Source organism: Ruegeria sp. CH8, from assembly GCF_056536985.1.
The window spans coordinates 41,393-65,500 of sequence record NZ_JBQFQR010000019.1; the positions used below are offsets into that span (position 1 = coordinate 41,393).

Consider the following 24,108-nt stretch of genomic DNA (forward strand, 5'->3'; position numbering starts at 1 on the left):
AAGGGTTGGATCAGGGAAAACGATGGGTCAATCCAGAGATGGCTCGCCCAACGTTCGAAAATCAGGCCCTGAGGGCTCAAACCGAGAGGTCAAAGAACCGTTTGGCGTGCAAAAAGGCTGCTTTCTTGGTTTCAGAAACCGCGTGAGCCTCGTCATCATGGCCCCATTGTTCGATCTGCCACATCTCGTCCAGTCGTGAAATCTGCCAGATTTCTTCCGCACCTGCTCGGTTTTGCGCCGCGGCAAATCCTAGGATGAGAGAGCCTGAAAGGCTAACCAGATCGTGGAAGGCGGCCAGTTGGAAGTCGTTTAATCCGTGGACACGTTCCCTGAGGGTGGACAGCGCCGCCTGCGGCTGCGGTTGGTGTAACACACCGGCCACAGGCAACAACCGCGCCGACAGCATTTCAGCCGCCCAATCCAGCAACGGGTCCCATTGTTCGGCCTGGCGCTGCTGTAACTCTTGCGGGTGAACCGCGCGATAGCACAGCAGGTCCGAATCGCCGTAATCGGCCAGCATATCTGCAACCTCGGCGTGTTGATGATGGACCTTGTCGATGGCGGCATTTGCCGATCGGGTGAAGGGCATCAACGTCGGGTCGATCACATTTTCCTGCGCTTCCCATTCTGCGGCGACCTCGTCGGCCATGGCGCGGGTCGGCAGGACCAAAGCCGCTTTGGCCGGGGTTTTCACACGGCGACCGTCCAGTTCGACGGTATAGCCACCTTCGGTTTCCACCACCGCGCTCTCGGTCCAAAATCGCTTGGGTTTCCAGTCGCTCATGTTGTCAGATCCAGATGTCGTCCAGCGCGCGGGGCAACTGGTCAAAGGTTTCAATAATGCAGGTCGCGCTGTCCAGAACGGATCGGTCATGATAGCCCCAGGTCACGCCAATGCCCGCCACTCCGGCGGCACGGGCCATGTCCATATCGAACTTCGTATCGCCGATCATGACCGTATTGGCCGCCTCCACCCCGGTTTCGCTGCGCGCCGTGTCGATCATTGACGGGTGCGGCTTGGACGGGTGGTGATCCGCCACCTGCCGGGTGACGAAGTAACGTTCCAGGCCGTTCGCCTCGATCAGTGCATCCAGACCGCGCTGAGATTTTCCAGTGGCCACGCCCAGCAGAACCTCGGGCACCTCGTGCAGGGCTTCGATGGCATCGCGCGCACCCGGATACAGCGGAGAGCTTGCCGCCCCCTGCTCCAAACGTTGCGCGTGATAGGCTTCCTTGTAGCCCTCGACCAGACGGTGCTGCAGGTTGTCGGGATGCTCGGGTGCCAGCTGCGCCATGGCATTGGGCAGAGACAGCCCCACGATCGACAGGATAGCCTCACGCTCCGGCACAGGCAGGGATTGGGCCTCGAAACAGGCGGTCATTGCCGAAACGATGCTGCTCTGGCTGTCGACCAGCGTGCCGTCGACATCGAATAGCACCAGACGCAGCGGTGCGCTCATTGCAGTTCCTCGAATGGGTCATCTGCGGCCAGATCCTCGGTCCAACCGAACGTGTCCCAGCTGTGTTTCATGTGATCGGGCAGCGGCGCGGTGACGGTGATGGTCTTGCGCGTCACCGGATGCTGGAACGTCGCTTGCCGAGCGTGCAGGTGCAGCTTTTTGCTGATGATCCCGCCCAGTTGTGCACCCCAACCATCGCCAAGATTTTCCTGACCCGAGCCGCCGTACTTGCCGTCGCCGATGATCGGATGCCCTATGGCCGCCATATGCGCCCTCAACTGGTGGGTACGCCCGGTGATCGGCTCCATCGCCACCCACGCGGCGCGCCCGGCCACACGGTAGAGGGTCGCGTAAAGAGTATGCGCGCGTTTCGCGCCCGGATTGTCGTCGATCTCGTTCAGGTGGACAGCGATCATCTTTTCGCCCTCACCGTGCTTACCGTGGCCTGCGGCCTTGACCAAACCAGTCTTGATCTCGCCCAAATAAGGCGTCGGCACACCTGCAACCAGCGCCCAATAGATCTTGCGGGTGTCTCGGTGGCGGAACGCGGCGGTCAATCCCTTCGCAGCCTCGCGCGTGCGGGCCAGTAGCAAAACGCCTGAAGTGTCTTTGTCCAGCCGGTGCACAAGACGGGGGTTCTCGTCATAGCCAAAGCGCAGTACCTCGGACAGGCTGTCCACGTGGCGGGTCTGGCCGCTGCCACCCTGTACGGGCAAACCGTGCGGCTTGTTCAGCGCCAGCACGTGATCGTCACGGTAGATCACGCAGGATTGGATCATCTTGGCATCGGCGTCCGAAATGCGCCGCTTGACCTCAACAGGCTTGTGATCGGCATCCGGCAGAGGCGGCACGCGCACGACCTGCCCGACTTCAAGCCGGGTCGAGGCCTTAACACGACCCCCTTCGACGCGCAGTTCACCCTTACGGCACATCTTTTCGATGCGGCCCTGACTGACATGCGGAAACAGCCGGCGCAGCCAGCGGTCGATCCGCTGGTCGCCGTCACCCTCTGCCACGGTGATCATTTGTACGCCGCTCATACCGATATCCCCTTCACGCGGCGGTTCCGCGCGGATTGTGTGCCCATAGGTGCCTTAGAAAACATGCGCGTCTGTGGCGTGCCGCACCGCAAGAGTCAAGCCAGCGCTAGGGCCTGTTCCGTTGCGCCCGCAGTTTCGCGAAATAATCCAGCCGCTTTTTGAGTTCCCGCTCGAACCCGCGTTCAACCGGTTGATACAGCTCGGGCCGTTCCATCCCATCCGGGAAGTAGTTCTGCCCCGAAAACCCATCCTCGGCGTCATGGTCATAGGCATAGCCCGCACCATAGCCCTGATCCTTCATCAGCGAGGTCGGGGCGTTCAGGATATGTTTGGGCGGCGGTTCGCTGCCCGATTGCTTGGCCAACCGCATCGCCGCTTTGTATCCCACATATGCCCCGTTCGATTTTGGAGCCAGCGCCAGATAGACCAGCGCCTGCGCCAGGGCCAATTCGCCCTCGGGCGAACCCAGGCGTTCATAGGTTTGCCAGGACTGAAGGCAGATCGCCTGCGCCTGCGGGTCGGCCAGACCGATATCTTCGACCGCCATCCGCGTAATCCGCCGCGCCAGATAGCGCGGGTCCTCGCCCCCCGTCAGCATCCGCGCAAACCAGTAAAGCGCTGCGTCCGGATCAGACCCGCGCACCGATTTATGTAGGGCCGAGATCAGGTTGTAGTGCTCATCGCCCGACTTGTCGTATTTAGCCGCCCTGCGCATAAGCCGTGTCGACAGCGCATCAGGGTCGAGCGGAGAATCGACCTTCCAAGCTGCGATTTGTTCGATCAGGTTCAACAGCGCCCGGCCATCGCCGTCGGCCATCTCTTGCAACGCCTCGCGCGCCGGGCCGGTCAGAGGCAACGCGCGATCCAGCTCCTTCTCGGCCCGTTGGGTCAGGCGTTCCAGATCGACAAGGCTAAGGCGCTCGAGAACCAGGACCTGCGCCCGGCTGAGCACAGCGGCGTTCAGTTCAAAAGATGGGTTCTCGGTCGTGGCACCGACCAGCAAGATAGTCCCGTCCTCCATATGCGGAAGGAACCCGTCTTGCTGGGCTTTGTTGAACCGGTGAATCTCGTCCACGAACAACAGCGTGCCCTGCCCGTTCTGGCGGCGAATTTTCGCAGCCTCGAACACCTTTTTCAGGTCCGGCACACCGGTGAAAATCGCGCTGATCTGAACGAAGTGCAGATCGGTTTCCTGCGCCAGAAGCCGCGCGATGGTTGTCTTGCCAACGCCCGGAGGCCCCCAGAACACCAGACTGGACAAGCTGCCCGAGGCGAGCATGACCCCCAAAGGCGCGTCCGGCCCCAGTACCTGTTCCTGCCCGATCACCTCAGCCAAACTCTGCGGGCGCAGACGGTCGGCCAGCGGGCGATGCGCGGGTGGCGCGGGCTGGGCAGCCCCGGTATCGAACAGATCACTCACGCGATCACAACCGGAACCGCAGAGAGACCGAACGCCCCCCTCTGAGAAGGTCCAGATTAAACCGTCGACCCGGATCAGTCAGCGCATCCACCACGTCGCCGGGAGTTTCTATCTGCGTGCCATTGATACTGTTGATCACATCGCCTTTACGCATCCCGGACCGACCACCGTAAGGGCCAGCATCCACCACGACCACTCCGGTCTGAGACAGCAGCAAACCCATATTGGCAATTACCGCTGGGTTGATGCGTGAAACTTTCAGCCCCGGCATCACAGTCTGATCGTCCAGTGTTGTTTCCTCGGCCGCAGGGGTTTCAGGCGCTTTGATCAACGCAATTTCCAACTCGGCCTGCTCGTTCCCGCGCAGGAGGGTCACCATTGACGTGCCACCAACCCCAGCCACCGACATGCGGAACTTCATTTCGGCCGGAGAATTCACCTCATCCCCATCCACGTGGGTGACCACATCCCCTACGCGCAGACCCGCCTCGGCAAGTGGGCTCAGCGGGTGCAGGTCGGAAATCACCACACCCAGTGGGATTACCAACCCCAGAGACTCGGCGATGTCCGCGCTCATGTGCTGACCGGCCATTCCGGCCCACGGGCTGATGAAACTTTCATTGCCGTCTTGCGCCTGACGCAGGAATTCCGCCACCAGATTGGCCGGAATGGCAAATCCGATGCCGTTGGACCCGCCCGAGCGGGTCAGAATTGCCGTATTGATCCCGATCAGGTCACCATTCACATCAATCAGCGCGCCGCCTGAATTGCCCGGATTGATCGCCGCATCGGTCTGAATGAAATAGCCCCGCGCGTTCCCCGTGGCCGCACCTGTCCGCGCCAGCCCCGAGATGATGCCCGACGACACCGTCTGCCCCACACCGAACGGGTTACCGATGGCCAGTGCCAGTTCTCCCACCTCGACATGGTCGGAATCACGCATCTGCAGGTACGGCAGGCCCTTGGCCTCTTCCAGCCGCAGGATGGCGATGTCGCTTTCCTTATCCCCCAGAACCACCTGCGCCGAGAATTCGCGCCGATCTGTGGTTACCACCCGAATTTCAGTGGCCGTGCCAACCACGTGATAATTCGAAACCATGTAGCCATCTTCCGACAGGATCACACCCGACCCAAGCGAGTTCTGTACCCGTGCGCGGGGCTCGTTGAACCCACGGCCAAAGAAATCCTGAAAGAACGGGTCCGAAAAGAACGGGTTCGCCCGCCCCTGCCGTACGATCTTTGCATAGATGTTCACAACGGCCGGAGAAGCCTGCTTGACCACTGGCGCAAATCCCAAAGAGATCTCAGCCTGAGTTTGAGGCACTCGGGTTTCAGCCGTGGCAACTGAAGCACAAGCAAATGAAAGAGCGATTAGTGTCGCGCGGAACATAAAGACCTCAACGTGCAGAGTTGTGTTGGATATGCGTCCGCGAGAAACGTAATGCAAGCGTCCGGTGGCCTTGCAGCGGACCGCTAAGTGCGATCATTTCGCCCGTAACTTGCGTACGGCACCTGACGAACACCACTAGTGGCTAACCGACATCAACCTTAACTGCCGACTACTCTACCGGAGACCAGTCCGCACCGGGGTCGTATGTCGTGATTTCAGCCGAACGTTCCAGTGTCTCGGGGCCAAAATCTGCCTCGTAGACAATTCCGTTCTCGCCCACCAGAAACGAGTGGATGCCTGTCTCACCATAGTCCGATGGCACCGCCAGAAGCGCATGCCCCGCGACGAAATGGTCACCGACGAAATAGGAATAGGCACCACCCGGAGCGTTCGGACCCTGCGCCTGCAGGATCGTGTAATAGTATCCCAGGAACGGTTCAGCCTCATAATCAGCCTCACCGTCGCTCCACCCGGTAGCCGCGGCGCGGGCCAGCGCTGCGCCGACAAAGCTGTCTTCGTCCGGCCAGAACAACCCGTTTCGTTCCTCAGGATCGGCGATAATCGTCTGCGCGAATTCCATGACGCCATCGCCGTTGTGATCAACCAGTCGGAATGCCGCCTGAAGATCGACATAGGCCTCAAGCAGTTCGATCACTTCCAACTCATTCAAACCGATCTCACGGGCAGAAAGCTCCTCGATCCCGGCTTCAAGATCGAATTGCCAGCCGTCTTCCCCACGTAGAATTGGAATCGGGAAGGGCCAGGCGTCCTCACCCAACAGAAGAACGACCCCGTCATCCTCGGGCTGAAAGCGGTATCCCTCGGCGTACATGCCAAGAACTTCCTGCCGTCTTTCCTGATCTTCTGCCGGATCGCCTGTGCCAATCAGGTCTTCGGCTTCCGGCCCGAAAATCTCCAGTAACTTGCTTTGATCATCAGCCTTTAGCGCTTCGACAAAAGCGTCCAGAGCAGTTTGCGGAGTGTCAAAACTGGCACCGTCGGACAGCGCCGGACCCGCTGACAAGGCGATTAGGGCAAAAGAAATAACTGATCTACGCATCTTACCGTCTCCGCTTGCCTTTGGCGGCGTGTCCACGTTTGGAGGCTTTATGGGTTCTGCTGCCTGACGCTTTTTTCTTCATCGCCTTACCCTTGGACGCAGAGGGTTTGCGCTGAGCCGCCGCCTTCTTTGTCTGAGGTTTCTTGGCGGCCTGCGGTTTCTTTTTAACTGGCTTTTTTGCTGCATCGGGCCGTTGCTTGGTGCGGTCAATAGCCTGCTTTTTGGCGGCCGCCTTGTCCCGATCCACGTTGCCCCGGTTCACCTGAGGCAGGTCCTTCTTGCCACCACGGTTAGCCAGAGCACTGCCTGCGACAGCCCCAGCGCCCGCACCAGCCGCGACTGCCTCCGCCCGGTCCCGGCTGATGTCAGCCGCACCGGATTCACGGCTCAATTTGGCCCGCAGTTCGTCCGTGCGACCTTCGGGACGGTTCACAGGCAGGTCGCCGCGCCCTCCTTCAGGTCGTTTGTGATCCGCAATTTTATCCCGCGCCTCCTGCTGACGCTCAGGATCGGGTTTCCAGCCAATTTCCGTCCGGTCGCCGAGATCAATGTCCCTGTCGATGTCTATGTTGCGGTCGACATCAATGTCGATATCGGGGTTCCTAACGATGGGTTGACCGTTCCAGCCACCGCAGTTCCGACAGCCCCAGTAGTCGTACCAGTCGTCATCATCATCAAATATTTCGTCGATCAATGCCACGGTGCCAAAAGTCAGCAGCGCCGCACCAACCACGTCTCCGGTCGACGGGCCGGTATAGACAGTCTCTGGGTTATATTGCGGGACGTAAACCGTTTCAGGCTGCGTAGGCGTAATAACAACCGTTTCGTCATCAGACACTTCGACGGTTTGCTCAGGACCTGAAACCAGCGCACCACTATCGATGGCCTGATCTCGCATCACCTGAACTGCGTCCATCACATCATCGGATTGGGCCAGCATCGCCGTGCCCATGGTTTCGGTCCAATCGATATGGGTGGCCATCTGACCAACTACTTCGGGAAATGCCGTCGCCAAGACACTGACGGAAGGGTCCCAGCCCATTGCCTCAATTTCTGGTTCAAGCTCGGCAGGATCGCGATCGGCATTGTCCAGCAAATAGCGCTCGGCCTTTACAATCTCCAAGGGCTGCGTGGCCGCGACAAAGATCTGTATAAGCAACGTGTCGGGGTAAAGAGCCACCGGCGCGACCAGTGTTTGCAGTTCTGCGTCTGTTAACAGATCGGATGAAGTTGCCGAGGCGTCTTCTGTTGCGGCGGCATCTTCAGATGCATCTTGCGCAAACAAGGCCGTGGATGCGCCAATACCGAGCGCAAACAGTATATATCTAAACATATTGCGATCCTTCAATTTCTGAAAGGATCACCGATGTTTCCGATTCTGGCAACCGAACAGCAAAAGCGCCAGTTTCTCACAAAAAACCCCCGCGTCTGGGACGCGGGGGCCGAAAACCAGAAAGCCGGGCTTTCTTATTCTTCTGCTGCCTCTTCGGCGGCAACGCGGGCTTTGTCGGCCGCGCCTTTGGCGTCGACGTCACGATCAACGAATTCGATGATCGCCATCGGTGCCATGTCACCATAGCGGAAGCCAGCTTTCAGGATGCGGACATAACCGCCCTGACGCTCGGCGTAGCGGGGACCCAGGACTTCGAACAGCTTTGAGACGTCTTTGTCTTCTTTCAGCTGTGCTGCGGCCTGACGACGGGCGTGCAGGTCGCCGCGCTTGCCCAGAGTGACCAGCTTTTCGATGATCGGGCGCAGTTCTTTTGCCTTGGGCAGAGTTGTTTTGATTTGCTCATGCTCGATGAGCGAGCCAGCCATGTTCGCAAACAGCGCCTTGCGGTGCTCATGTGTACGGTTCAGGCGGCGGTAACCACGTGCGTGACGCATTTTCTAGTTCCTTCTTTCGCGTTTTGCTTTGTCTGGCCGGCGATGCGTGTCACCGGCTCTCCTTGGGGCGGAAGTGCCCATACAGTCCCCGGAAGCCCGGGCATTGGGGAAGACGCGCTTAGAACGCGTCTTCGAATTTCTTCGCCAGATCTTCGATGTTGTCGGGCGGCCAGTCCTCGACATCCATGCCGAGGTGCAGACCCATGCCGGACAGCACTTCTTTGATCTCGTTCAGCGACTTGCGGCCGAAGTTGGGAGTGCGCAGCATCTCGGCTTCGGTTTTCTGGATCAGATCGCCGATATAAACGATGTTGTCGTTTTTCAGGCAGTTTGCCGAACGGACCGACAGTTCCAGCTCGTCCACTTTCTTCAACAGCAGCGGGTTGAACTCCAGACCATCGTCTTCGTCCTGGCGGCCAGCCGATTCCGGCTCGTCGAAGTTGACGAAGATCGACAGTTGGTCCTGCAGGATACGAGCAGCAAAGGCCAGCGCGTCTTCCGGCGTGATCGAACCGTCGGTTTCGATCTTCAGGGTCAGCTTGTCATAGTCCAGAACCTGACCTTCACGTGTCGGCTGAACGTCATAGGCGACCTTTTTGACCGGCGAATAGATCGCGTCGATCGGGATCAGGCCGATGGGGGCGTCTTCCGGCTTGTTCTTCTCAGCCGAGACATAGCCCTTGCCGGTGTTGACGGTCAGTTCCATGAACAGGTCGGCGCCATCGTCCAGGTGGCAAATGACATGATCGCGGTTCAGAACCTCGATGCCGGCGCTTTCGCTGATGTCACCCGCGGTGACAACTGCGGGGCCTTTGGCATTGATCGACAGGCGCTTGGGGCCTTCGACTTCCATACGCAGGGCAACCTGCTTGAGGTTCAGGATGATGTCGGTGACGTCTTCACGCACGCCCGCGACCGAGGAGAACTCGTGCAGGACGTTGTCGATCTGGACGCTGGTGATGGCCGCACCTTGCAGCGAGCTCATCAGAACGCGGCGCAGGGCGTTGCCCAGGGTCAGACCGAAGCCACGCTCCAGCGGTTCAGCAACCAGGGTTGCCTGACGCGCAGGATCGTTGCCCGGCTTACCTTCCAGCTGGGTCGGCTTGATCAATTCTGCCCAATTCTTATGGATCATGTAATCCCTCCATTCCTGTCCGCGCCCCATGACCAACAAGGTGCAGACGCCCGAGGTTCAAAATGACGTGCTGGGGCCGTGCAAAAACACAGCCCCAGCTCAATTCTAAATCGCTTAGACGCGGCGGCGCTTCGGCGGGCGGCAGCCGTTATGAGCGATCGGAGTCACGTCGCGGATCGACGTGATGTTGAAGCCCACTGCGGCCAGCGCGCGCAGAGCCGATTCACGACCCGAACCGGGGCCCTGAACTTCGACTTCCAGCGTCTTGACGCCATGTTCCTGCGCCTTCTTGCCTGCGTCTTCTGCAGCCATCTGAGCGGCGTAGGGGGTCGATTTCCGCGATCCTTTGAAGCCCATGGTACCGGCAGACGACCACGAGATGGCGTTGCCCTGTACGTCCGAGATCAGGATCTTGGTGTTGTTGAAGGTCGAGTTCACATGGGCAACGCCCGATGCGATGTTCTTACGCTCTTTGCGCTTAACGCGAGTCTTATCACGTGCCATCAGTCAGACCCTCCCTTATTTCTTCTTACCAGCGATGGCCTTTGCGGGGCCTTTGCGGGTACGAGCGTTGGTGTGGGTGCGCTGACCGCGAACCGGCAGGTTGCGGCGGTGACGCAGACCGCGATAGCAGCCCAGGTCCATCAGGCGCTTGACGTTCATCTGAACTTCACGACGCAGGTCACCTTCAACGGTGTAGTTGGCATCGATATGTTCACGGATGGCCAGAACTTCGGAGTCGGACAGTTCGTTGACGCGACGGGTCGCTTCAATGCCCACGGCTTCGCAGATCGCTTTAGCCGAGGTGTTGCCGATACCGGTGATATATGTGAGGGCGATAGGTACCCGCTTTGCAGTCGGGATGTTTACGCCGGCAATACGTGCCACGTGTCACTTTCCTTTTCGTTGCGGTTCCGTAGCTCCAGAACCTTTTTTCACAACGCTTTACCGTGGCAGTGTCGCCAGAGGGTTCAGCATTATTCGAGGTGGTCGGGGCAGTTGGGACGAATCTCTCCTGCGGTCTTGATTCCCTTAGGGGATGGGGGTCGATATGGGCTTTTGATGGGGCCGTCAAGCCCCAACCTGAAGTCAGTTCAGAATCGCCTCAATCGAGGCGGTGACTTCGTCGATGCTGGCCAGACCGTTGACCGGTCGCAGGTCGCCCTTGGCGTGGTAATAACCAATCAGCGGCGCGGTCTTTTTGTAGTATTCCATCAGCCGGATGCGAACGCTGTCTTCGTTGTCATCCGCCCGCACGGGCTTGCCAGCAGCGCGCGCCTCTTCGGCCCGGTTGACGATGCGCTTGACCAGCGTTTCGTCATCCACGCGCATTTCGATCACGGTGTGCAGCGACTGGCCCAGCTTGGTCAGCAAAGCCGCCAAGGCATCGGCCTGGGCCAGCGTGCGCGGGAAACCATCAAAGATAAAGCCTGCGCCCTTTTCGGTCATCAGCTTTTCTTCGATCAGGCCGATCACGATCTCATCGGTGACCAGCTTGCCTGCGTCCATGATCTCGGCAACCTTCTGGCCCATTTCGGTGCCCGAGGTCTTGGCCTCGCGCAGCATGTCGCCGGTGCTCAGCTGAACCATCCCGCGGGTTTCAACCAGATGCTGCGCCTGAGTGCCTTTGCCTGCCCCCGGGGGGCCAAGAAGAATGATGTTCATCGACGAGAGGGTCCCTTCCTGCCGCGTTTCTTACCTTTGCCGCGCAGCTGGGACTTTTCTATAAGCCCTTCGTATTGATGCGCCAGCAGGTGGCTCTGAACCTGTTGGATCGTGTCCATGGTCACAGAGACGATAATCAGAACCGAGGTGCCGCCGAAATAGAACGGAATGGCAAACTGGTTCCGCAGAATTTCAGGCAGCAGACACACCGCCGCCAGATAGGCCGCACCCAGAACCAGCACGCGGTTGACCACGTATTCCAGATACTCGGCGGTTTTCTTGCCCGGACGGATACCCGGTACAAAACCGTTCTGCTTTTTCAGGTTGTCCGCCACATCGTCCGGTTTGAACGACACGTTGAACGTGTAGAAATAGGCGAAGAACACGATCATGGCCGCGAAGAACAGCAGGTACAGCGGCTGACCGGGACCAAAGTTGGCCAGCAGCCACGACATTACCGGCCCGCTGGTGGCACCAGACGAGAAGGTCGAGATCGTCACCGGCAGCAGCAGCAGCGAGCTGGCAAAGATCGCCGGGATCACGCCCGCCGGGTTCACTTTGACCGGCAGGTGGCTGGAGCCGCCCTCATAGATCTTCATACCGGCCTGACGGCGCGGGTATTGAATATGGATCTTGCGCAGCGCGCGTTCCATGAACACCACAAAGGTAATCACGGCGATGACCATCACGATCACACCAACAATCACGGCGGGGCTGATCGCGCCCGAACGGCCCGAGGCGAAGAACTGCGCCAGCGCAGCCGGAACCTCGGCAATGATGCCGACGAAAATGATCAGAGAGATACCGTTGCCGATGCCGCGTGCGGTGATCTGCTCACCCAGCCACATCAGGAACATGGTACCGCCCACAAGCGTGATCATGGTCGACATACGGAAGAACATGCCCGGATCGGTCGCCAGATCGCCCGATTCCAACGAAACCGCCAGACCATAGGCCTGAACGGTGGCCAGCGCCACGGTGCCGAAACGGGTGTACTGGTTGATCTTCTTGCGGCCTTGCTCGCCCTCTTTCTTGAGCTGTTCGAGCGCGGGAACCATCGATGTCAGCAGCTGCACGATGATCGAGGCCGAAATATAGGGCATGATGCCGAGGGCAAAGATACCCATCCGCCCCAACGCCCCGCCGGTGAACATCGAAACCATGCCGCCGATGCCCTGCCCCGCTTGCTCCATGAACTCACGCAGCGCCTGCCCGTCAATCCCCGGCACCGGAATAAAGGTGCCCAGACGATAGACGATCAACAAACCCAGCGTGAACAGGATGCGGTTGCGCAGATCGGTGGCTTTGCCAAGGGCAGACCAGCTTGTGTTGGCTGCCATTTGTTCTGCTGCTGATACCATAAATCGGTCTCTCTTATGAAAACACCGCCCGGAACCGTTTTCCGGCTCGGACGGCGTCTTGGAAAACTCTGAGGTCTATGTAAGCGGGTCTTCGCCCGCTCACAAGCGCTTACTCTGCCGCAGCGGCTTTTGTGACCGTCAGTGAACCGCCCGCTTTCTCGACTGCCTCAACAGCAGATTTCGAAGCACCAGTGACTTCCAGGTTCACTTTGGCGCTGATTTCGCCTTTGGCCAGAACGCGGATGCCGTCCAGCTTGCGACGAACCAGACCGGATGCAACCAGTGCATCCTCGGTGATCGCAGCTTTGGCGTCCAGCTTGCCGGCATCGACGAATTTCTGGATCAGGCCCAGGTTGATTACGGCGAATTCCTTGCGGTTCGGCTTGTTGAAGCCACGCTTGGGCAGGCGCTGGTACAGCGGCATCTGGCCGCCTTCGTAGCCATTGATGGCCACACCCGAACGGGATTTCTGGCCTTTGATACCACGGCCACCCATTTTACCTTTGCCGGAACCGGGACCACGGCCAACGCGGGTGCGTTTCGGTGCGGCGCCGGGATTGTCGCGCAATTCGTTCAGTTTCATTTCGCTTCTCCTAAGCCGGATGTGACCCCCGAAGCGTGATGGGCCAAACACGGCATTTCTTGGTTTTGATTCTCGTGGACAAACGCCACCGCTGCGCATTACAGCTTTGCGCTGTGTGTTGCAAGCTTTGTCATTCGTTGCGCGTGCGTCACCAGACAAAACGCAAAGAGGCGCCGAAACGACGCCCCTTGGGTGAGTGGTGTGATCTTTGGAATTACGAGCAGTAAACGTGATCGCGCGCGATGTCCTTGATATCGCAGCGACGCACGCCGATATCGTTCAATTCGCGGTCGGTTAGTCCTTGCAACTCTGAATAGGTGCGGTTGTATTCTGCGCGCAGAGCGTATGATTCTTTCACCTTGGCGGCGAAGTCCGCGATGCGGGCGATCAGGTTGGTGCCGCCGTGCGTGGTTGTTGCTGTGTAAGCCATATCTGAATTCCTTTCCTGATCGAGGCGTATTCCCCGGTGATCTCTGTTCTGGTCCTTTTGGAGGCAGGCCTCAGATAGGCTCGCTGGATACCGCTAACAACGCAGAATTCAGTCTAGCCGCTATGCAGCTATGGAATGACTGAAACGCGCGTGATCTCAAAATTGCGTTTATTCATAGCAATCCTGCTGAGATCACCTCACAACAATGATTGTCGACAAGGTTCGCACAAAGTTAGATACGTCCAAGGGCGATGTCGCCCGAATTACTTTAAGGAGCAAAGCTTGTCAGTTCGTCCACCAGAGGCAGCGGGTCCAGATTTCCTATGCATCGGGCTTCAAAAAGCCGGAACACGAACGCTGCAGCAAATCCTGTCGCTGGATGACCGATATTGGATGCCTCTTGTCAAAGAATTCCATCATTTCGATGGAAGCGAGATCCCCAAACGCCACGAAAGACAACAAAAACTCTATGACGCGCTGCAATCTAGGGGTTTTCGCCTATCACTGCTGAACGCTCGACGTACGCGCGAAGGCCTTCGAAAAGTCGATGACCGTGATCTGAAATTTCTGAAAAAAAGTCGTAGCTATCTTGAAAACGGCTGCTGCGACGCGGATTACATCGACATGTTCTCCCTCAAACCCAAAGGGACCATTACGGGCGATATCACACCGGGCTATTCGCGGCTGGAACGCGCAGGCGTGCAACGCGTTCATTCCCTTTTACCCCACGCCAAAATTGTCCTTTTACTCCGCGATCCCATTTCACGCGCGTGGTCGGCTATTAATATGCGCCTGCGTAGAGAGACACGAGGAAACTTGATAAGAATAAGATCTCAGCAACAGGCTCGCATGGAGAAGTTGTTGAAATCGAGCAGGGGGCAGAAGATCGTCGATCAGGAAACGATAACACCTCCGCTGAATTCCCAACCTTCCGAGATCTATCGGGTTTGGCGCGATGTATACGGCGAAGATGCTATCAGAGTGTTTTCCCTGGAGGAGATTATTTCCAGCCCCAAAGGGATAAGCGACGAAATCCACGCTACCGTAACGGGCGAACAAGGCAGTGGCTCAAAATGGTCGATGGAACATCGTCTGGACAAGGACAAAAACCTTATTCCTTCGCCCAACGAAAAGGGAGGCACGGCTCAGGTCTTGCTTCAGGGAGAGATCAAAGCACGGATGATCGAAGCCTATGCAGACGAAATTCAAAAATCCGCGGCGATGTTCGGCGAACGGGCAACGGGCTGGGCTGCGAAATATGGGTTATAAAAAGGTCGACGTGGAAATCTTCTCAACAAGGTATCTTCACGTCTATCTGCGCTAAAATAACGGCTATACGCTTCTGGACACGACAAACCATCTGACACAAAAAAACGCCCCCGAGACATCGGAGGCGTTTCTTGTTCGATGGAAGTGCGCTTAGCCGCGCTCTTCGACGATCTCTACCAGATGCGGGATCTTGTTGATCATGCCGCGGACCGAAGGAGTATCCTCCAGCTCACGGGTTCTGTGCATCTTGTTCAGGCCCAGACCGATCAGGGTTGCGCGCTGTTCAGCGGGGCGGCGGATCGGGGAACCGATCTGCTTGACGACGATGGTTTTTGCCATGGTTCGCTCTCCTTACGCTTCTGCTTCAGCAGCAGCCGGTGCTTCGTCCCGCTTGGGCAGGATGTCGGCAACCTTTTTGCCACGACGTGCGGCAACCGAACGCGGGCTCTGCTCTTTCTGCAGGCCGTTGATGGTGGCGCGGATCATGTTGTACGGGTTCTGCGAGCCCAGCGACTTGGACACAACGTCCTTTACGCCCAGCATTTCGAACACGGCACGCATCGGACCACCGGCGATGATACCAGTACCTTCAGGTGCGGTGCGCATAACCACTTTACCGGCGCCGTGACGGCCTTCGATATCGTGGTGCAGAGTACGACCTTCGCGCAGTTGCACACGGATCATCTGACGCTTGGCTTGTTCAGTCGCCTTACGGATGGCTTCAGGTACTTCTTTCGCTTTACCTTTGCCAAAGCCGACGCGGCCTTTCTGATCGCCGACAACCACCAGAGCGGCGAAGCCAAAGCGCTTACCACCTTTTACGGTTTTCGACACGCGGTTGATTGCGACCAGACGATCTGCAAATTCCGGTGCTTCTTCACGGTCGCGGCCACGGCCCCGACGGTTTTCACGTTCTGCCATTTGGCATCCCTTTTCTCATGTGGCGCTTGTCGCGCCGTTTAGTTCAATCCAAGTGAGCCCCAACTGACGTCAGGGCTCCCGGATCATCGGGGCGGATCGAAACCCGCCCGCAGGTCTTAGATCTTCAGACCACCTTCACGCGCAGCGTCGGCGACAGCCTTCACTTTGCCGTGGAACAGGAAGCCACCACGATCGAAATAGGCCTCTTCGACGCCTGCCTTCTTGGCACGCTCGGCGATGGCCGCACCGACTTTCGCCGCTGCTTCGACGTTGTTCTTGCCAACAACACCCAGATCTTTTTCTAGGGTCGAGGCCGAGGCCAGGGTCACGCCACGAACGTCGTCGATCAGCTGAACGCTGATGTTCTTGTTCGAACGGTGAACCGACAAGCGTACACGGCCGGCGTTGACTTTGCGAAGTTTGTTCCGAACGCGCAGGCGGCGCTTCAGAAACAGGGTTCTTTTGCTGTTTGCCATTGTTTGCGTCCTTACTTCTTCTTGCCTTCCTTGCGGAAGATGAACTCGCCCTTATAGCGGATGCCCTTGCCTTTGTACGGCTCGGGACGGCGCCATTCGCGGATTTTGGCCGCAACTTCGCCCACCTGCTGCTGGTCGATACCTTCCACAACGATCTCGGTCTGCTTCGGCGCGGTGATGGTGACACCTTCCGGCGCAGTGAAATCAACATCGTGGCTGTAGCCCAGATTCAGCTTCAGGGTGTTGCCCTGCATCTGAGCGCGGTAACCCACACCCTGGATTTCCAGCTCTTTCTTGAAGCCCTGGGTCACACCGGTCACCAGATTGGCAACCATGGTGCGGCTCATGCCCCACTGCTGACGTGCGCGCTTGGACGTACCACGTGGATCAATTTTGACCACGTTGTCTTCGACCGACAGAGTCACATCGTCAGTTGCGGTGAAGCTGCGGGTGCCTTTCGGACCTTTGACTTCGATGGTCTGACCCGACACAGAGGCGGAAACGCCGCTGGGCAGCTCGACCGGTTTTTTACCAATACGAGACATTGCAGACCTCCTTAGAAGACGGTGCAGAGCACTTCGCCGCCAACATTGTTGGAGCGAGCGTTTGCGTCCGACATCACACCTTTCGGAGTGCTGACAATCGACACGCCCAGACCCTGACGGACCTGCGGGATGTCATTGACGCCCATGTAGACGCGACGGCCAGGCTTGGAAACCCGCTTCAGTTCGCGAATGACAGGGGTGCCTTCGTAGTATTTCAGGCTGATTTCGATGGCCGGATGACCGTTTTCACCGGTCGTCTTTTCATAGCCACGGATGTAACCTTCGTCCGCCAGCACGTCCAGAACCCAACCACGCAGCTTGGAAGCCGGGGTGGAAACGGTGGACTTGCCGCGCATTTGCGCGTTGCGGATACGGGTGAGCATATCGCCGATAGGATCATTCATATCTATGTCTCCCTTACCAGCTCGATTTCACCATGCCGGGGATCTGACCAGCAGAACCCAGCTCGCGCAGCGCGATACGGCTGACCTTCAGCTTACGGTAATAAGCGTGGGGACGACCGGTCAGCTGACAACGGTTGTGCAGACGGGTAGCCGAGCTGTTGCGCGGCAGTTTCGCCAGTTTCAGACGCGCTTTGAAGCGCTCTTCCATTGGGCGGCTCTCGTCATTCGCGATTTCTTTCAGCTCGGCACGCTTTGCGGCATATTTGGCCACCAGGCGTTCGCGCTTCTTCTCGCGTTCGATCATTGCTTTTTTAGCCATGTCTCTATCCTTCCGGCGCTTACGCGTTGAACGGCATGTTGAAAGCTTTCAACAGTGCCTTTGCTTCAGCGTCGGTTTTCGCTGTGGTGGCAATTACGATGTCCATGCCCCAGACTTCGTCAACTTTGTCGAAGTCGATCTCCGGGAACACGATGTGCTCTTTCATGCCCATGGCAAAGTTGCCCTGGCCATCGAAAGACGGCTTAACACCGCGGAAGTCACGAACGCGCGGCATCGCGATGGTGATCAGACGATCCAGGAATTCGTACATCCGGTCACCGCGCAGGGTCACTTTCGCGCCCAGCGGCATGTCTTCACGGACGCGGAAACCCGCGATCGATTTCTTCGCCTTGGTTGCAACGGCCTGTTGACCAGCAATCGCAGTCAGATCTTCGACAGCAGCTTTCGCCTTCTTCGAGTCTTTGACGGCCTCAGCACCACAACCGATGTTCAGAACGATTTTTTCCAGCTTGGGAAGCTGCATGTCGTTCTTGTAGCCGAACTCTTCTTTCAGAGCGGCACGGATGGTTTCAGCGTACTGAGCTTTCAGACGCGGGGTGTAGGTTGCGTTATCAAGCATCGATCACATCCCCTGTGGTCTTGGCGAAGCGCACTTTCTTGTCACCTTCCATGCGGAAGCCAACGCGGGTTGCTTTGCCGTTTGCGTCCAGCAGCGCCAGGTTCGACAGCTCGATCGGGTTTGCCTGAGGCAGGCGGCCACCTTGCGAGGTTTGCGACTGACGGGTGTGGCGGATGGCGATGTTGATGCCATCGACAACAGCTTTACCGGCTTTCGGGTCAACCGAGGTAATCGTTCCCTCTTTGCCCTTGTCCTTGCCGGCCAGCACGACGACCTTGTCGCCTTTGCGGAGTTTAGCAGCCATGATTACAGCACCTCCGGAGCCAGCGAGATGATTTTCATGAAGTTCTTGCCGCGCAGTTCGCGAACAACGGGGCCAAAGATACGGGTACCTACGGGCTCGTTGTTGTTGTTCAGGATGACGGCGGCGTTGCGATCGAAACGGATCGCGGTGCCGTCTTCGCGACGGACTTCCTTGGCGGTGCGTACGACGACGGCCTTACGGACGTCACCTTTCTTTACGCGACCGCGCGGGATGGCTTCCTTCACCGAGACGACAATGATGTCGCCGACGGAGGCGTATTTACGCTTGGAACCACCCAGGACCTTGATGCACTGAACTCGGCGTGCGCCGGAGTTGTCAGCGACATCCAGATTGGTCTGCATCTGGATCATGTGGTTTCTCCCGACCTGTGGGGGCTGGTCTGGTTAGATCCCCCAGGGTTTCGACAAATGGGAAAATCCCGGAAGCTTACGCTTCCAGAACTTCCCAACGTTTCGTCTTCGATTTCGGCGCGCATTCGATGATGCGTACGGTGTCGCCGACCTTGAAGGCGTTCTTTTCGTCGTGAGCCCGGTATTTCTTGGACTTACGAACGGTTTTGTGCAGCAGCGGGTGCTTGAAACGGCGTTCAACCGAAACAGTCACGGTTTGCTCGTTGGCGTCGCTGGTTACTACTCCGGACAGGATACGCTTGGGCATAGGATTACTCCTCCGATGCCGCAGCAGCGGCCTTTTCGTTCAGAATGGTTTTGACGCGGGCAGCATTGCGGCGAGCCGCTTTGATGCCGGCAGTGTTTTCCAGCTGACCGGTTGCCTGTTGAAAGCGCAGGTTAAAGCTTTCTTTCTTCAGGTTGGCCAGTTCCTCGCGGAGCTGGTCCGGGGTCTTGTCACGCAGTTCTTGGGCGTTCATCGCCTTTTTCCTTTGCTCAAAACACCAGAAGGCCCCCTGACAGGGTCACCTTGGACCTGGTGGATGAATGATAGACATGCGAATCCCCCGACTCGGCCGGGGGACTTGCAGGATGCCGCCGTATAAGGGTTTAGGGGGTGGGTGGCAAGAGGAAGTTTGGATCGCTGGCAGGTGTCATTCGCAAAGCAGGGGCAAAGGCGAAACTGCACCTCGGAGCTCCCCTTAAACTTGCGCGCAATCCAACACCATTGTTCCCACAGTCTTGATGCTTTTAAACATAGGTAAGTTATGAAGAATTTGTATTGGACCGCTGCCCTGGCACTGATCGCCGGTTCCACTCAAGCTCAGACGTATGCCGGGACGGACGTTTGCTCGAGAGCTGTGGCAGAGGATCGCACGAACGGGATGTCTATCGACCAATGCATTTGTTTGGCCGAGGTAGCGAAGCAGAACATGTCCCCCGAACTATATGCCTTGTGGTCTCAGGCGATGTACTTAGGTGAATCGCGAGAGCAAGAGATGTATTCTCTTAAGCAATCAAAAAGAAAAACCGTCAGCCAAATGAAAAAGACGGTGCGACTATCCAAGAAGCAATGCGGAGCAAAGTGGTGATCGTTCAGCAAAGGCAAAAGGAAGTCCATCAGGTGTGGAGCGCTCGCGGGCTCTTTTGCCTTGCCTTAATGTGCGAAACCTTCTGTTGGCTCACCGAAGGCACAGCCTATTCCCACTTATAATTGAAACTCACCGAAATCCGCTCTTCCTCGGCCATGTTCATCGGCACCTCATGGCGCAGCCAGCTTTCCCATAGCAGAACATCACCGACCTGAGGCTTCATGTAAATGAACGGCTGCAAGTCGCGCCGCCCGCCTTTCAGCCGCGTCGGTGCGGCCATCATGCGGCCGGAGCGGGGGTCTTCCAGTTTCAGCGCACTCGCGCCTTCGGGCATCGCCACATAGGTCGTGCCTGAGATCACGCTGTGCGGATGCAGGTGGCTGGAGTGCATGCCGCCCTCGGGCAGGATGTTGATCCACAGGTCTTCCAGCTTCAACTCGCCCTCACCCAGATCAAACTCCAGATCCTTAGCAAAGGCCGCAACGTGCTGGTCCAAAGCCGTGACCAGATCGGCAAAGATCGGGAAACGCCAAGGCAGATCGGTCAACGAGGCATAGCTGGTATAACCGGGATAGCCGTTTTCTTCACACCATTCCTGCCCGGCCTCATCATCCTCGGCAATGACAAGGCATGAGCTTTCCAGTTCCTCCGCGTCGATCTTGGGATCGAACTCGGACAAAGCTGCGCGGTAAAGACGGGTAACGAAGAGTGATTCAATCTGTGCCATGGGCCGGGCATACCCCAGCCCCTTGGGCAAGGCCAGCCCATGTTGAAAGGTCAGGTCTTGATGGGCCCTTTGCCACAGCGTGGTATCGGGCGACCCGCATCTGCATAGGCCAAGCATAGCACGATCTCATCCGGTTTCGGCGCGTCCGGAATGCTTAGTGTCATGGTGTCGAAATGATCGAACGACCAAGGGTTGTCCTTGTGGCCCAGCGGCAGGTCAATCGCGCACCCGGGCGCGCCCAGTTTGGCGTTGGACGGGATAACCGCCTCTCCACCATTCGCCGCTGCGCGCATCGGCGCTCCAAGCTTGGGATGGATAAGAGCTCCGCCCTGCTCAAGATCGCCGTTCACACCGACAATCGCGGCCTTTCCGTAAGAGACCGGAGGGCCATCCAGTTGCGCAACCGCTTCGGCAGCCAGCGCCTCGCCCAGGGCACCACCGACCTCGAAGAGCTCAGACAAGTCTTCTGAAAACAACCCGGCCAAAGGATTTCGGATGACCGCCAAAATCGCAACGCGGCTGATCGGATCGCAAGGCTGTCCCAATTGATCCGTGGTTATGACTTCCTTGATGACCATCTTTTTGCGCAACTGAACCATGGCACCCTCCGTTCCTTGGGGGTCAGTCTATGGTGGCTTTGCACAATGGTCGACGTTTTCCCAACCCGCCCAACAAAGTCAGAAGCAGGTTGAACCAAAAGAAAACCCCCGCCGGTTTCCCGACGGGGGTCAATCTTGTCACGAATGGGGTTGCCCCCGGGTCGCTTACCAGTCTTCGCGAACCACGACGCGGGTCTTGATCGGCAGCTTCATCGCGGCCAAGCGCAGGGCCTCGCGGGCGATGTCGTCATTGACGCCGTCGATCTCGAACATCACGCGGCCAGGCTTGACTTTGCATGCCCAGCGGTCGACCGAACCTTTACCTTTACCCATACGAACTTCGATCGGCTTGGCCGTGACCGGAGTGTCGGGGAAGATGCGGATCCAGACGCGGCCCTGACGCTTCATGTGACGCGTCATGGCACGACGTGCAGCTTCGATCTGGCGTGCGGTTACACGCTCAGGCTCAAGAGCTTTCAGGCCGTAGGTGCCAAAGTTCAGATCAGAGCCGCCTTTGGCGAGACCCTTGATCCGGCCTTTGTGCATCTTGCGGAATTTAGTACGCTTTGGTTGAAGCATATCTTTCCCTCCTTAGCGACGACCGCCACCAGCACCACGAGGTGCAGGGCCGTCCTGGAGTTCCTGTGCTTTACGGTCACGTGCCTGCGGATCGTGCTCCATGATCTCACCTTTGAAGATCCAGACCTTGATCCCGATGATCCCGTAAGGAGTCATCGCTTCGGCATGTGCGTAATCGATGTCGGCACGCAGGGTGTGCAGAGGCACGCGGCCTTCGCGGTACCACTCGGTCCGTGCGATTTCAGCGCCGCCCAGACGACCAGCAACGTTCACCCGGATACCCAGGGCGCCCATGCGCATGGCGTTCTGAACCGACCGCTTCATCGCGCGGCGGAACGAAACACGACGTTCCAGCTGCTGAGCAATGGACTCAGCAACCAGCTGCGCGTCAAGCTCGGGCTTGCGCACTTCGACGATGTTCAGGTGCAGTTCGCTGTCGGTCATACGAGCAAGCTTTTTGCGCAGAACTTCGATGTCTGCACCTTTCTTGCCGATGATGACACCGGGACGTGCTGTGTGGATCGTAACGCGGCACTTCTTGTGCGGACGTTCGATGATCACACGGGCAACACCGGCCTGCTTGCACTCTTTGTTGATGAACTCACGGATCTTGAGGTCTTCCAGCAGAAGATCACCGTAGTCCTTGGTGTCGGCGTACCAGCGGCTGTCCCAGGTGCGGTTGACCTGCAGGCGCATGCCGATCGGATTTACTTTATGACCCATTAGGCTTGCTCCTCAACTTGACGCACCTTGATGGTGATCTCCGAGAACGGCTTCATGATCTTGCCGAAACGGCCACGGGCACGCGGACGACCGCGCTTCATGACCAGGTTTTTGCCAACCCATGCTTCGGCGACGATCAGCTCGTCAACGTCCAGGTTGTGGTTGTTTTCGGCATTCGCGATTGCGGACTGCAGGCACTTCTTGACGTCCTGCGCGACACGCTTGTTCGAGAAAGTCAGGTCGGTCAGAGCCTTCTCAACTTTCTTGCCGCGGATCATTTGCGCAACCAGGTTCAGTTTCTGCGGGCTGGTGCGAAGCATGCGGGTTTTCGCCATTGCTTCGTTTTCAGCCACGCGGCGGGGGTTCTTTTCCTTGCCCATGACTTACTTCCGCTTCGCTTTTTTGTCTGCGGCGTGGCCATAATAGGTACGGGTCGGCGAGTATTCACCGAACTTCTGACCGATCATGTCTTCCGAGACGTTGACGGGAATGTGCTTCTGGCCGTTGTACACACCAAAGGTTAGACCCACGAACTGGGGCAGAATGGTGGAACGACGCGACCAGATTTTGATGACTTCGTTGCGGCCCGACTCGCGCGCTGCTTCGGCTTTTTTTAGCACGTAAGCATCGACGAAAGGACCCTTCCAAACAGAGCGAGACATAGATTAACGTCCCTTCTTCTTGGCGTGCCGCGAGCGGATGATCAGCTTCTGGGACGCTTTGTTCTTGTTGCGGGTACGCTTACCCTTGGTGTCCTTACCCCACGGAGTAACCGGCGTACGGCCACCCGAGGTACGACCTTCACCACCACCGTGCGGGTGATCGATCGGGTTCATTGCAACACCACGAACCGACGGACGAACGCCTTTGTGGCGCATACGACCGGCTTTACCGAGGTTCTGGTTCGAGTTGTCGGGGTTGGACACGGCACCAACGGTGGCCATGCATTCCTGACGGACCATGCGAAGCTCGCCCGAGCTCAGACGTATCTGAGCGTAGCCGCCGTCGCGACCAACGAACTGAGCGTAAGTACCGGCCGCACGCGCGATCTGACCGCCTTTGCCAGGCTTCATCTCGATGTTGTGGACGATGGTACCAATGGGCATGCCCGAGAACGGCATTGCGTTGCCCGGCTTGATGTCGGCCTTGGCGGATGCCACGACTTTATCACCAACAGCCAGACGCTGCGGAGCCAGGATATAAGCCTGCTCGCCGTCTTCGTATTTTACCAGTGCGATGAACGCGGTCCGGTTCGGGTCATATTCGATCCGCTCGACGGTTGCCGCGACATCAAATTTATTCCGTTTGAAGTCAACGATCCGGTAGAGACGCTTTGCGCCACCGCCGCGGCGGCGTGAAGTGATCCGTCCGGTGTTGTTCCGGCCGCCCGATTTGGTCAAACCCTCAGTGAGAGACTTGACCGGACGTCCTTTCCAAAGCTCCGAACGGTCGATCAGCACCAGCCCGCGCTGGCCCGGCGTCGTCGGCTTGTACGACTTGAGTGCCATGCTTTCTGTCTTCCGTTTAGCAAGTGCAGGGGATTTCCCCGCTATGTGATAGGCCCCCGTAGGTGCCAAGGGTATAGGGCCCCGAAGGTCCCCGGTTACAAATATCAGAGGCCCCGGAACGAATCCGAGGCCGCAAGATTGGGTGCATGTAGCAGTGTTGGGGGTGGGTGTCTACACCCTCATCCAAGATTGCATAATCTTTCTTTTTTCATCCCGGTGAAA

Annotated in this window: 34 protein-coding genes; 1 reads left to right on the forward strand and 33 read right to left on the reverse strand. The window is 57.9% G+C overall.

What is annotated here, in order from left to right; genetic code table 11:
- Window positions 1-76 precede the first annotated feature (76 nt).
- The 15 genes from ACR0ER_RS19350 to ACR0ER_RS19420 form a co-directional block, all read right to left on the reverse strand.
- The gene (locus ACR0ER_RS19350; protein WP_480770349.1) at window positions 77-784 is read right to left on the reverse strand and encodes an ATP12 family chaperone protein; all 708 of its coding nucleotides are present in this window, start codon (window positions 782-784) and stop codon (window positions 77-79) included.
- Window positions 785-788: 4 nt separating this feature from the next.
- Window positions 789-1,460, reverse strand: coding sequence for an HAD-IA family hydrolase (locus ACR0ER_RS19355; protein ID WP_480770350.1), 672 nt, complete (start codon window positions 1,458-1,460; stop codon window positions 789-791).
- Window positions 1,457-2,500, reverse strand: a complete 1,044-nt coding sequence (locus ACR0ER_RS19360) for an RluA family pseudouridine synthase (RefSeq protein WP_480770351.1) — start codon at window positions 2,498-2,500, stop codon at window positions 1,457-1,459. Before ACR0ER_RS19360 ends, ACR0ER_RS19355 begins: the two co-directional genes overlap by 4 nt.
- A gap of 106 nt (window positions 2,501-2,606) precedes the next feature.
- Entirely contained in the window at window positions 2,607-3,920 is a 1,314-nt protein-coding gene (locus tag ACR0ER_RS19365; RefSeq protein ID WP_480770352.1) for a replication-associated recombination protein A, read from the reverse strand.
- A 4-nt stretch (window positions 3,921-3,924) separates the two neighbouring features.
- Window positions 3,925-5,310, reverse strand: coding sequence for a trypsin-like peptidase domain-containing protein (locus ACR0ER_RS19370; RefSeq protein WP_480770353.1), 1,386 nt, complete (start codon window positions 5,308-5,310; stop codon window positions 3,925-3,927).
- Between the two features lie 169 nt (window positions 5,311-5,479).
- Window positions 5,480-6,370, reverse strand: a complete 891-nt coding sequence (locus ACR0ER_RS19375) for a DUF2950 family protein (RefSeq protein ID WP_480770354.1) — start codon at window positions 6,368-6,370, stop codon at window positions 5,480-5,482.
- A 1-nt stretch (window position 6,371) separates the two neighbouring features.
- On the reverse strand, window positions 6,372-7,703 hold the full coding sequence (locus ACR0ER_RS19380; RefSeq protein WP_480770355.1) for a DUF3300 domain-containing protein: 1,332 nt from the start codon (window positions 7,701-7,703) through the stop codon (window positions 6,372-6,374).
- A gap of 134 nt (window positions 7,704-7,837) precedes the next feature.
- Window positions 7,838-8,257 carry a 50S ribosomal protein L17 gene (rplQ, locus tag ACR0ER_RS19385; RefSeq protein WP_480770356.1) on the reverse strand — a complete coding sequence of 140 codons (420 nt, stop codon included), beginning with the start codon at window positions 8,255-8,257 and terminating at the stop codon, window positions 7,838-7,840.
- A gap of 118 nt (window positions 8,258-8,375) precedes the next feature.
- Window positions 8,376-9,392: a DNA-directed RNA polymerase subunit alpha gene (locus tag ACR0ER_RS19390; protein ID WP_058276312.1), complete on the reverse strand. Its 1,017-nt coding sequence runs from the start codon at window positions 9,390-9,392 to the stop codon at window positions 8,376-8,378.
- Between the two features lie 114 nt (window positions 9,393-9,506).
- A complete protein-coding gene (rpsK, locus tag ACR0ER_RS19395) occupies window positions 9,507-9,896 on the reverse strand; it encodes a 30S ribosomal protein S11 (RefSeq protein ID WP_008757289.1) in 390 nt (129 codons plus the stop codon).
- Between the two features lie 15 nt (window positions 9,897-9,911).
- Window positions 9,912-10,280, reverse strand: a complete 369-nt coding sequence (rpsM, locus tag ACR0ER_RS19400; protein ID WP_170334082.1) for a 30S ribosomal protein S13 — start codon at window positions 10,278-10,280, stop codon at window positions 9,912-9,914.
- Window positions 10,281-10,481: 201 nt separating this feature from the next.
- On the reverse strand, window positions 10,482-11,057 hold the full coding sequence (locus ACR0ER_RS19405; RefSeq protein ID WP_480770357.1) for an adenylate kinase: 576 nt from the start codon (window positions 11,055-11,057) through the stop codon (window positions 10,482-10,484).
- Window positions 11,054-12,418 (reverse strand): preprotein translocase subunit SecY, encoded by a 1,365-nt coding sequence (gene secY, locus ACR0ER_RS19410; RefSeq protein WP_170334086.1) that lies wholly within the window; start codon window positions 12,416-12,418, stop codon window positions 11,054-11,056. The genes ACR0ER_RS19405 and secY overlap by 4 nt, the downstream gene beginning before the upstream one ends.
- 109 nt (window positions 12,419-12,527) lie before the next feature.
- Window positions 12,528-13,001 carry a 50S ribosomal protein L15 gene (rplO, locus tag ACR0ER_RS19415; protein WP_480770358.1) on the reverse strand — a complete coding sequence of 158 codons (474 nt, stop codon included), beginning with the start codon at window positions 12,999-13,001 and terminating at the stop codon, window positions 12,528-12,530.
- A gap of 214 nt (window positions 13,002-13,215) precedes the next feature.
- On the reverse strand, window positions 13,216-13,431 hold the full coding sequence (locus ACR0ER_RS19420) for a DUF1127 domain-containing protein (RefSeq protein WP_480770359.1): 216 nt from the start codon (window positions 13,429-13,431) through the stop codon (window positions 13,216-13,218).
- A 282-nt stretch (window positions 13,432-13,713) separates the two neighbouring features.
- On the opposite strand from ACR0ER_RS19420, the gene ACR0ER_RS19425 reads away from it, so the two are divergent.
- Entirely contained in the window at window positions 13,714-14,700 is a 987-nt protein-coding gene (locus ACR0ER_RS19425) for a sulfotransferase (RefSeq protein WP_480770360.1), read from the forward strand.
- 150 nt (window positions 14,701-14,850) lie between these two features.
- Here the strand turns inward: ACR0ER_RS19425 and rpmD are convergent, their stop codons facing one another.
- The 18 genes from rpmD to rplB form a co-directional block, all read right to left on the reverse strand.
- Window positions 14,851-15,039: a 50S ribosomal protein L30 gene (rpmD, locus tag ACR0ER_RS19430; RefSeq protein WP_170328767.1), complete on the reverse strand. Its 189-nt coding sequence runs from the start codon at window positions 15,037-15,039 to the stop codon at window positions 14,851-14,853.
- Window positions 15,040-15,051: 12 nt separating this feature from the next.
- The gene (gene rpsE / locus ACR0ER_RS19435; protein ID WP_155148691.1) at window positions 15,052-15,621 is read right to left on the reverse strand and encodes a 30S ribosomal protein S5; all 570 of its coding nucleotides are present in this window, start codon (window positions 15,619-15,621) and stop codon (window positions 15,052-15,054) included.
- A gap of 116 nt (window positions 15,622-15,737) precedes the next feature.
- Window positions 15,738-16,097: a 50S ribosomal protein L18 gene (rplR, locus tag ACR0ER_RS19440; RefSeq protein ID WP_170334094.1), complete on the reverse strand. Its 360-nt coding sequence runs from the start codon at window positions 16,095-16,097 to the stop codon at window positions 15,738-15,740.
- 11 nt (window positions 16,098-16,108) lie between these two features.
- The gene (gene rplF / locus ACR0ER_RS19445) at window positions 16,109-16,642 is read right to left on the reverse strand and encodes a 50S ribosomal protein L6 (RefSeq protein WP_170334096.1); all 534 of its coding nucleotides are present in this window, start codon (window positions 16,640-16,642) and stop codon (window positions 16,109-16,111) included.
- Between the two features lie 11 nt (window positions 16,643-16,653).
- On the reverse strand, window positions 16,654-17,046 hold the full coding sequence (rpsH, locus tag ACR0ER_RS19450) for a 30S ribosomal protein S8 (RefSeq protein WP_068340741.1): 393 nt from the start codon (window positions 17,044-17,046) through the stop codon (window positions 16,654-16,656).
- A gap of 13 nt (window positions 17,047-17,059) precedes the next feature.
- Window positions 17,060-17,365: a 30S ribosomal protein S14 gene (gene rpsN, locus ACR0ER_RS19455; protein WP_068340744.1), complete on the reverse strand. Its 306-nt coding sequence runs from the start codon at window positions 17,363-17,365 to the stop codon at window positions 17,060-17,062.
- A 19-nt stretch (window positions 17,366-17,384) separates the two neighbouring features.
- A complete protein-coding gene (gene rplE / locus ACR0ER_RS19460) occupies window positions 17,385-17,945 on the reverse strand; it encodes a 50S ribosomal protein L5 (protein ID WP_170334098.1) in 561 nt (186 codons plus the stop codon).
- Window positions 17,938-18,249: a 50S ribosomal protein L24 gene (gene rplX, locus ACR0ER_RS19465; RefSeq protein ID WP_170334100.1), complete on the reverse strand. Its 312-nt coding sequence runs from the start codon at window positions 18,247-18,249 to the stop codon at window positions 17,938-17,940. Before rplX ends, rplE begins: the two co-directional genes overlap by 8 nt.
- A gap of 2 nt (window positions 18,250-18,251) precedes the next feature.
- Complete coding sequence (rplN, locus tag ACR0ER_RS19470; RefSeq protein ID WP_008757934.1) at window positions 18,252-18,620, reverse strand: 50S ribosomal protein L14; 369 nt, start codon at window positions 18,618-18,620, stop codon at window positions 18,252-18,254.
- A gap of 76 nt (window positions 18,621-18,696) precedes the next feature.
- Window positions 18,697-18,927: a 30S ribosomal protein S17 gene (rpsQ, locus tag ACR0ER_RS19475; protein WP_152459158.1), complete on the reverse strand. Its 231-nt coding sequence runs from the start codon at window positions 18,925-18,927 to the stop codon at window positions 18,697-18,699.
- 4 nt (window positions 18,928-18,931) lie between these two features.
- Window positions 18,932-19,138, reverse strand: coding sequence for a 50S ribosomal protein L29 (gene rpmC / locus ACR0ER_RS19480; protein ID WP_010437082.1), 207 nt, complete (start codon window positions 19,136-19,138; stop codon window positions 18,932-18,934).
- Window positions 19,139-19,856: 718 nt separating this feature from the next.
- Window positions 19,857-20,477: a 2OG-Fe(II) oxygenase family protein gene (locus ACR0ER_RS19485; RefSeq protein WP_480770361.1), complete on the reverse strand. Its 621-nt coding sequence runs from the start codon at window positions 20,475-20,477 to the stop codon at window positions 19,857-19,859.
- A gap of 50 nt (window positions 20,478-20,527) precedes the next feature.
- A complete protein-coding gene (locus ACR0ER_RS19490; RefSeq protein WP_480770362.1) occupies window positions 20,528-21,076 on the reverse strand; it encodes an amino acid synthesis family protein in 549 nt (182 codons plus the stop codon).
- Window positions 21,077-21,241: 165 nt separating this feature from the next.
- Window positions 21,242-21,655, reverse strand: coding sequence for a 50S ribosomal protein L16 (gene rplP, locus ACR0ER_RS19495; protein WP_058283513.1), 414 nt, complete (start codon window positions 21,653-21,655; stop codon window positions 21,242-21,244).
- Between the two features lie 12 nt (window positions 21,656-21,667).
- Window positions 21,668-22,378, reverse strand: coding sequence for a 30S ribosomal protein S3 (rpsC, locus tag ACR0ER_RS19500; protein ID WP_008758042.1), 711 nt, complete (start codon window positions 22,376-22,378; stop codon window positions 21,668-21,670).
- On the reverse strand, window positions 22,378-22,758 hold the full coding sequence (rplV, locus tag ACR0ER_RS19505) for a 50S ribosomal protein L22 (RefSeq protein ID WP_039538267.1): 381 nt from the start codon (window positions 22,756-22,758) through the stop codon (window positions 22,378-22,380). The genes rpsC and rplV overlap by 1 nt, the downstream gene beginning before the upstream one ends.
- Window positions 22,759-22,761: 3 nt before the next feature.
- Window positions 22,762-23,040, reverse strand: a complete 279-nt coding sequence (rpsS, locus tag ACR0ER_RS19510) for a 30S ribosomal protein S19 (RefSeq protein ID WP_005980699.1) — start codon at window positions 23,038-23,040, stop codon at window positions 22,762-22,764.
- 3 nt (window positions 23,041-23,043) lie between these two features.
- Window positions 23,044-23,886, reverse strand: coding sequence for a 50S ribosomal protein L2 (gene rplB / locus ACR0ER_RS19515; RefSeq protein WP_008757664.1), 843 nt, complete (start codon window positions 23,884-23,886; stop codon window positions 23,044-23,046).
- Window positions 23,887-24,108: the final 222 nt, after the last annotated feature.

Coding starts and splice junctions, on each gene's coding strand:
- ACR0ER_RS19350 (WP_480770349.1), bottom strand. CDS start 784: ATGAGCGACTGGAAACCCAAGCGATTTTGGACCGAGAGCGCGGTGGTG.
- ACR0ER_RS19355 (WP_480770350.1), bottom strand. CDS start 1,460: ATGAGCGCACCGCTGCGTCTGGTGCTATTCGATGTCGACGGCACGCTG.
- ACR0ER_RS19360 (WP_480770351.1), bottom strand. CDS start 2,500: ATGAGCGGCGTACAAATGATCACCGTGGCAGAGGGTGACGGCGACCAG.
- ACR0ER_RS19370 (WP_480770353.1), bottom strand. CDS start 5,310: ATGTTCCGCGCGACACTAATCGCTCTTTCATTTGCTTGTGCTTCAGTT.
- ACR0ER_RS19375 (WP_480770354.1), bottom strand. CDS start 6,370: ATGCGTAGATCAGTTATTTCTTTTGCCCTAATCGCCTTGTCAGCGGGT.
- ACR0ER_RS19380 (WP_480770355.1), bottom strand. CDS start 7,703: ATGTTTAGATATATACTGTTTGCGCTCGGTATTGGCGCATCCACGGCC.
- rplQ (WP_480770356.1), bottom strand. CDS start 8,257: ATGCGTCACGCACGTGGTTACCGCCGCCTGAACCGTACACATGAGCAC.
- ACR0ER_RS19390 (WP_058276312.1), bottom strand. CDS start 9,392: ATGATCCATAAGAATTGGGCAGAATTGATCAAGCCGACCCAGCTGGAA.
- rpsK (WP_008757289.1), bottom strand. CDS start 9,896: ATGGCACGTGATAAGACTCGCGTTAAGCGCAAAGAGCGTAAGAACATC.
- ACR0ER_RS19405 (WP_480770357.1), bottom strand. CDS start 11,057: ATGAACATCATTCTTCTTGGCCCCCCGGGGGCAGGCAAAGGCACTCAG.
- secY (WP_170334086.1), bottom strand. CDS start 12,418: ATGGTATCAGCAGCAGAACAAATGGCAGCCAACACAAGCTGGTCTGCC.
- rplO (WP_480770358.1), bottom strand. CDS start 13,001: ATGAAACTGAACGAATTGCGCGACAATCCCGGCGCCGCACCGAAACGC.
- ACR0ER_RS19420 (WP_480770359.1), bottom strand. CDS start 13,431: ATGGCTTACACAGCAACAACCACGCACGGCGGCACCAACCTGATCGCC.
- rpmD (WP_170328767.1), bottom strand. CDS start 15,039: ATGGCAAAAACCATCGTCGTCAAGCAGATCGGTTCCCCGATCCGCCGC.
- rpsE (WP_155148691.1), bottom strand. CDS start 15,621: ATGGCAGAACGTGAAAACCGTCGGGGCCGTGGCCGCGACCGTGAAGAA.
- rplR (WP_170334094.1), bottom strand. CDS start 16,097: ATGGCAAACAGCAAAAGAACCCTGTTTCTGAAGCGCCGCCTGCGCGTT.
- rplF (WP_170334096.1), bottom strand. CDS start 16,642: ATGTCTCGTATTGGTAAAAAACCGGTCGAGCTGCCCAGCGGCGTTTCC.
- rpsH (WP_068340741.1), bottom strand. CDS start 17,046: ATGAATGATCCTATCGGCGATATGCTCACCCGTATCCGCAACGCGCAA.
- rpsN (WP_068340744.1), bottom strand. CDS start 17,365: ATGGCTAAAAAAGCAATGATCGAACGCGAGAAGAAGCGCGAACGCCTG.
- rplE (WP_170334098.1), bottom strand. CDS start 17,945: ATGCTTGATAACGCAACCTACACCCCGCGTCTGAAAGCTCAGTACGCT.
- rplX (WP_170334100.1), bottom strand. CDS start 18,249: ATGGCTGCTAAACTCCGCAAAGGCGACAAGGTCGTCGTGCTGGCCGGC.
- rplN (WP_008757934.1), bottom strand. CDS start 18,620: ATGATCCAGATGCAGACCAATCTGGATGTCGCTGACAACTCCGGCGCA.
- rpsQ (WP_152459158.1), bottom strand. CDS start 18,927: ATGCCCAAGCGTATCCTGTCCGGAGTAGTAACCAGCGACGCCAACGAG.
- rpmC (WP_010437082.1), bottom strand. CDS start 19,138: ATGAACGCCCAAGAACTGCGTGACAAGACCCCGGACCAGCTCCGCGAG.
- ACR0ER_RS19485 (WP_480770361.1), bottom strand. CDS start 20,477: ATGGCACAGATTGAATCACTCTTCGTTACCCGTCTTTACCGCGCAGCT.
- ACR0ER_RS19490 (WP_480770362.1), bottom strand. CDS start 21,076: ATGGTTCAGTTGCGCAAAAAGATGGTCATCAAGGAAGTCATAACCACG.
- rplP (WP_058283513.1), bottom strand. CDS start 21,655: ATGCTTCAACCAAAGCGTACTAAATTCCGCAAGATGCACAAAGGCCGG.
- rpsC (WP_008758042.1), bottom strand. CDS start 22,378: ATGGGTCATAAAGTAAATCCGATCGGCATGCGCCTGCAGGTCAACCGC.
- rplV (WP_039538267.1), bottom strand. CDS start 22,758: ATGGGCAAGGAAAAGAACCCCCGCCGCGTGGCTGAAAACGAAGCAATG.
- rpsS (WP_005980699.1), bottom strand. CDS start 23,040: ATGTCTCGCTCTGTTTGGAAGGGTCCTTTCGTCGATGCTTACGTGCTA.
- rplB (WP_008757664.1), bottom strand. CDS start 23,886: ATGGCACTCAAGTCGTACAAGCCGACGACGCCGGGCCAGCGCGGGCTG.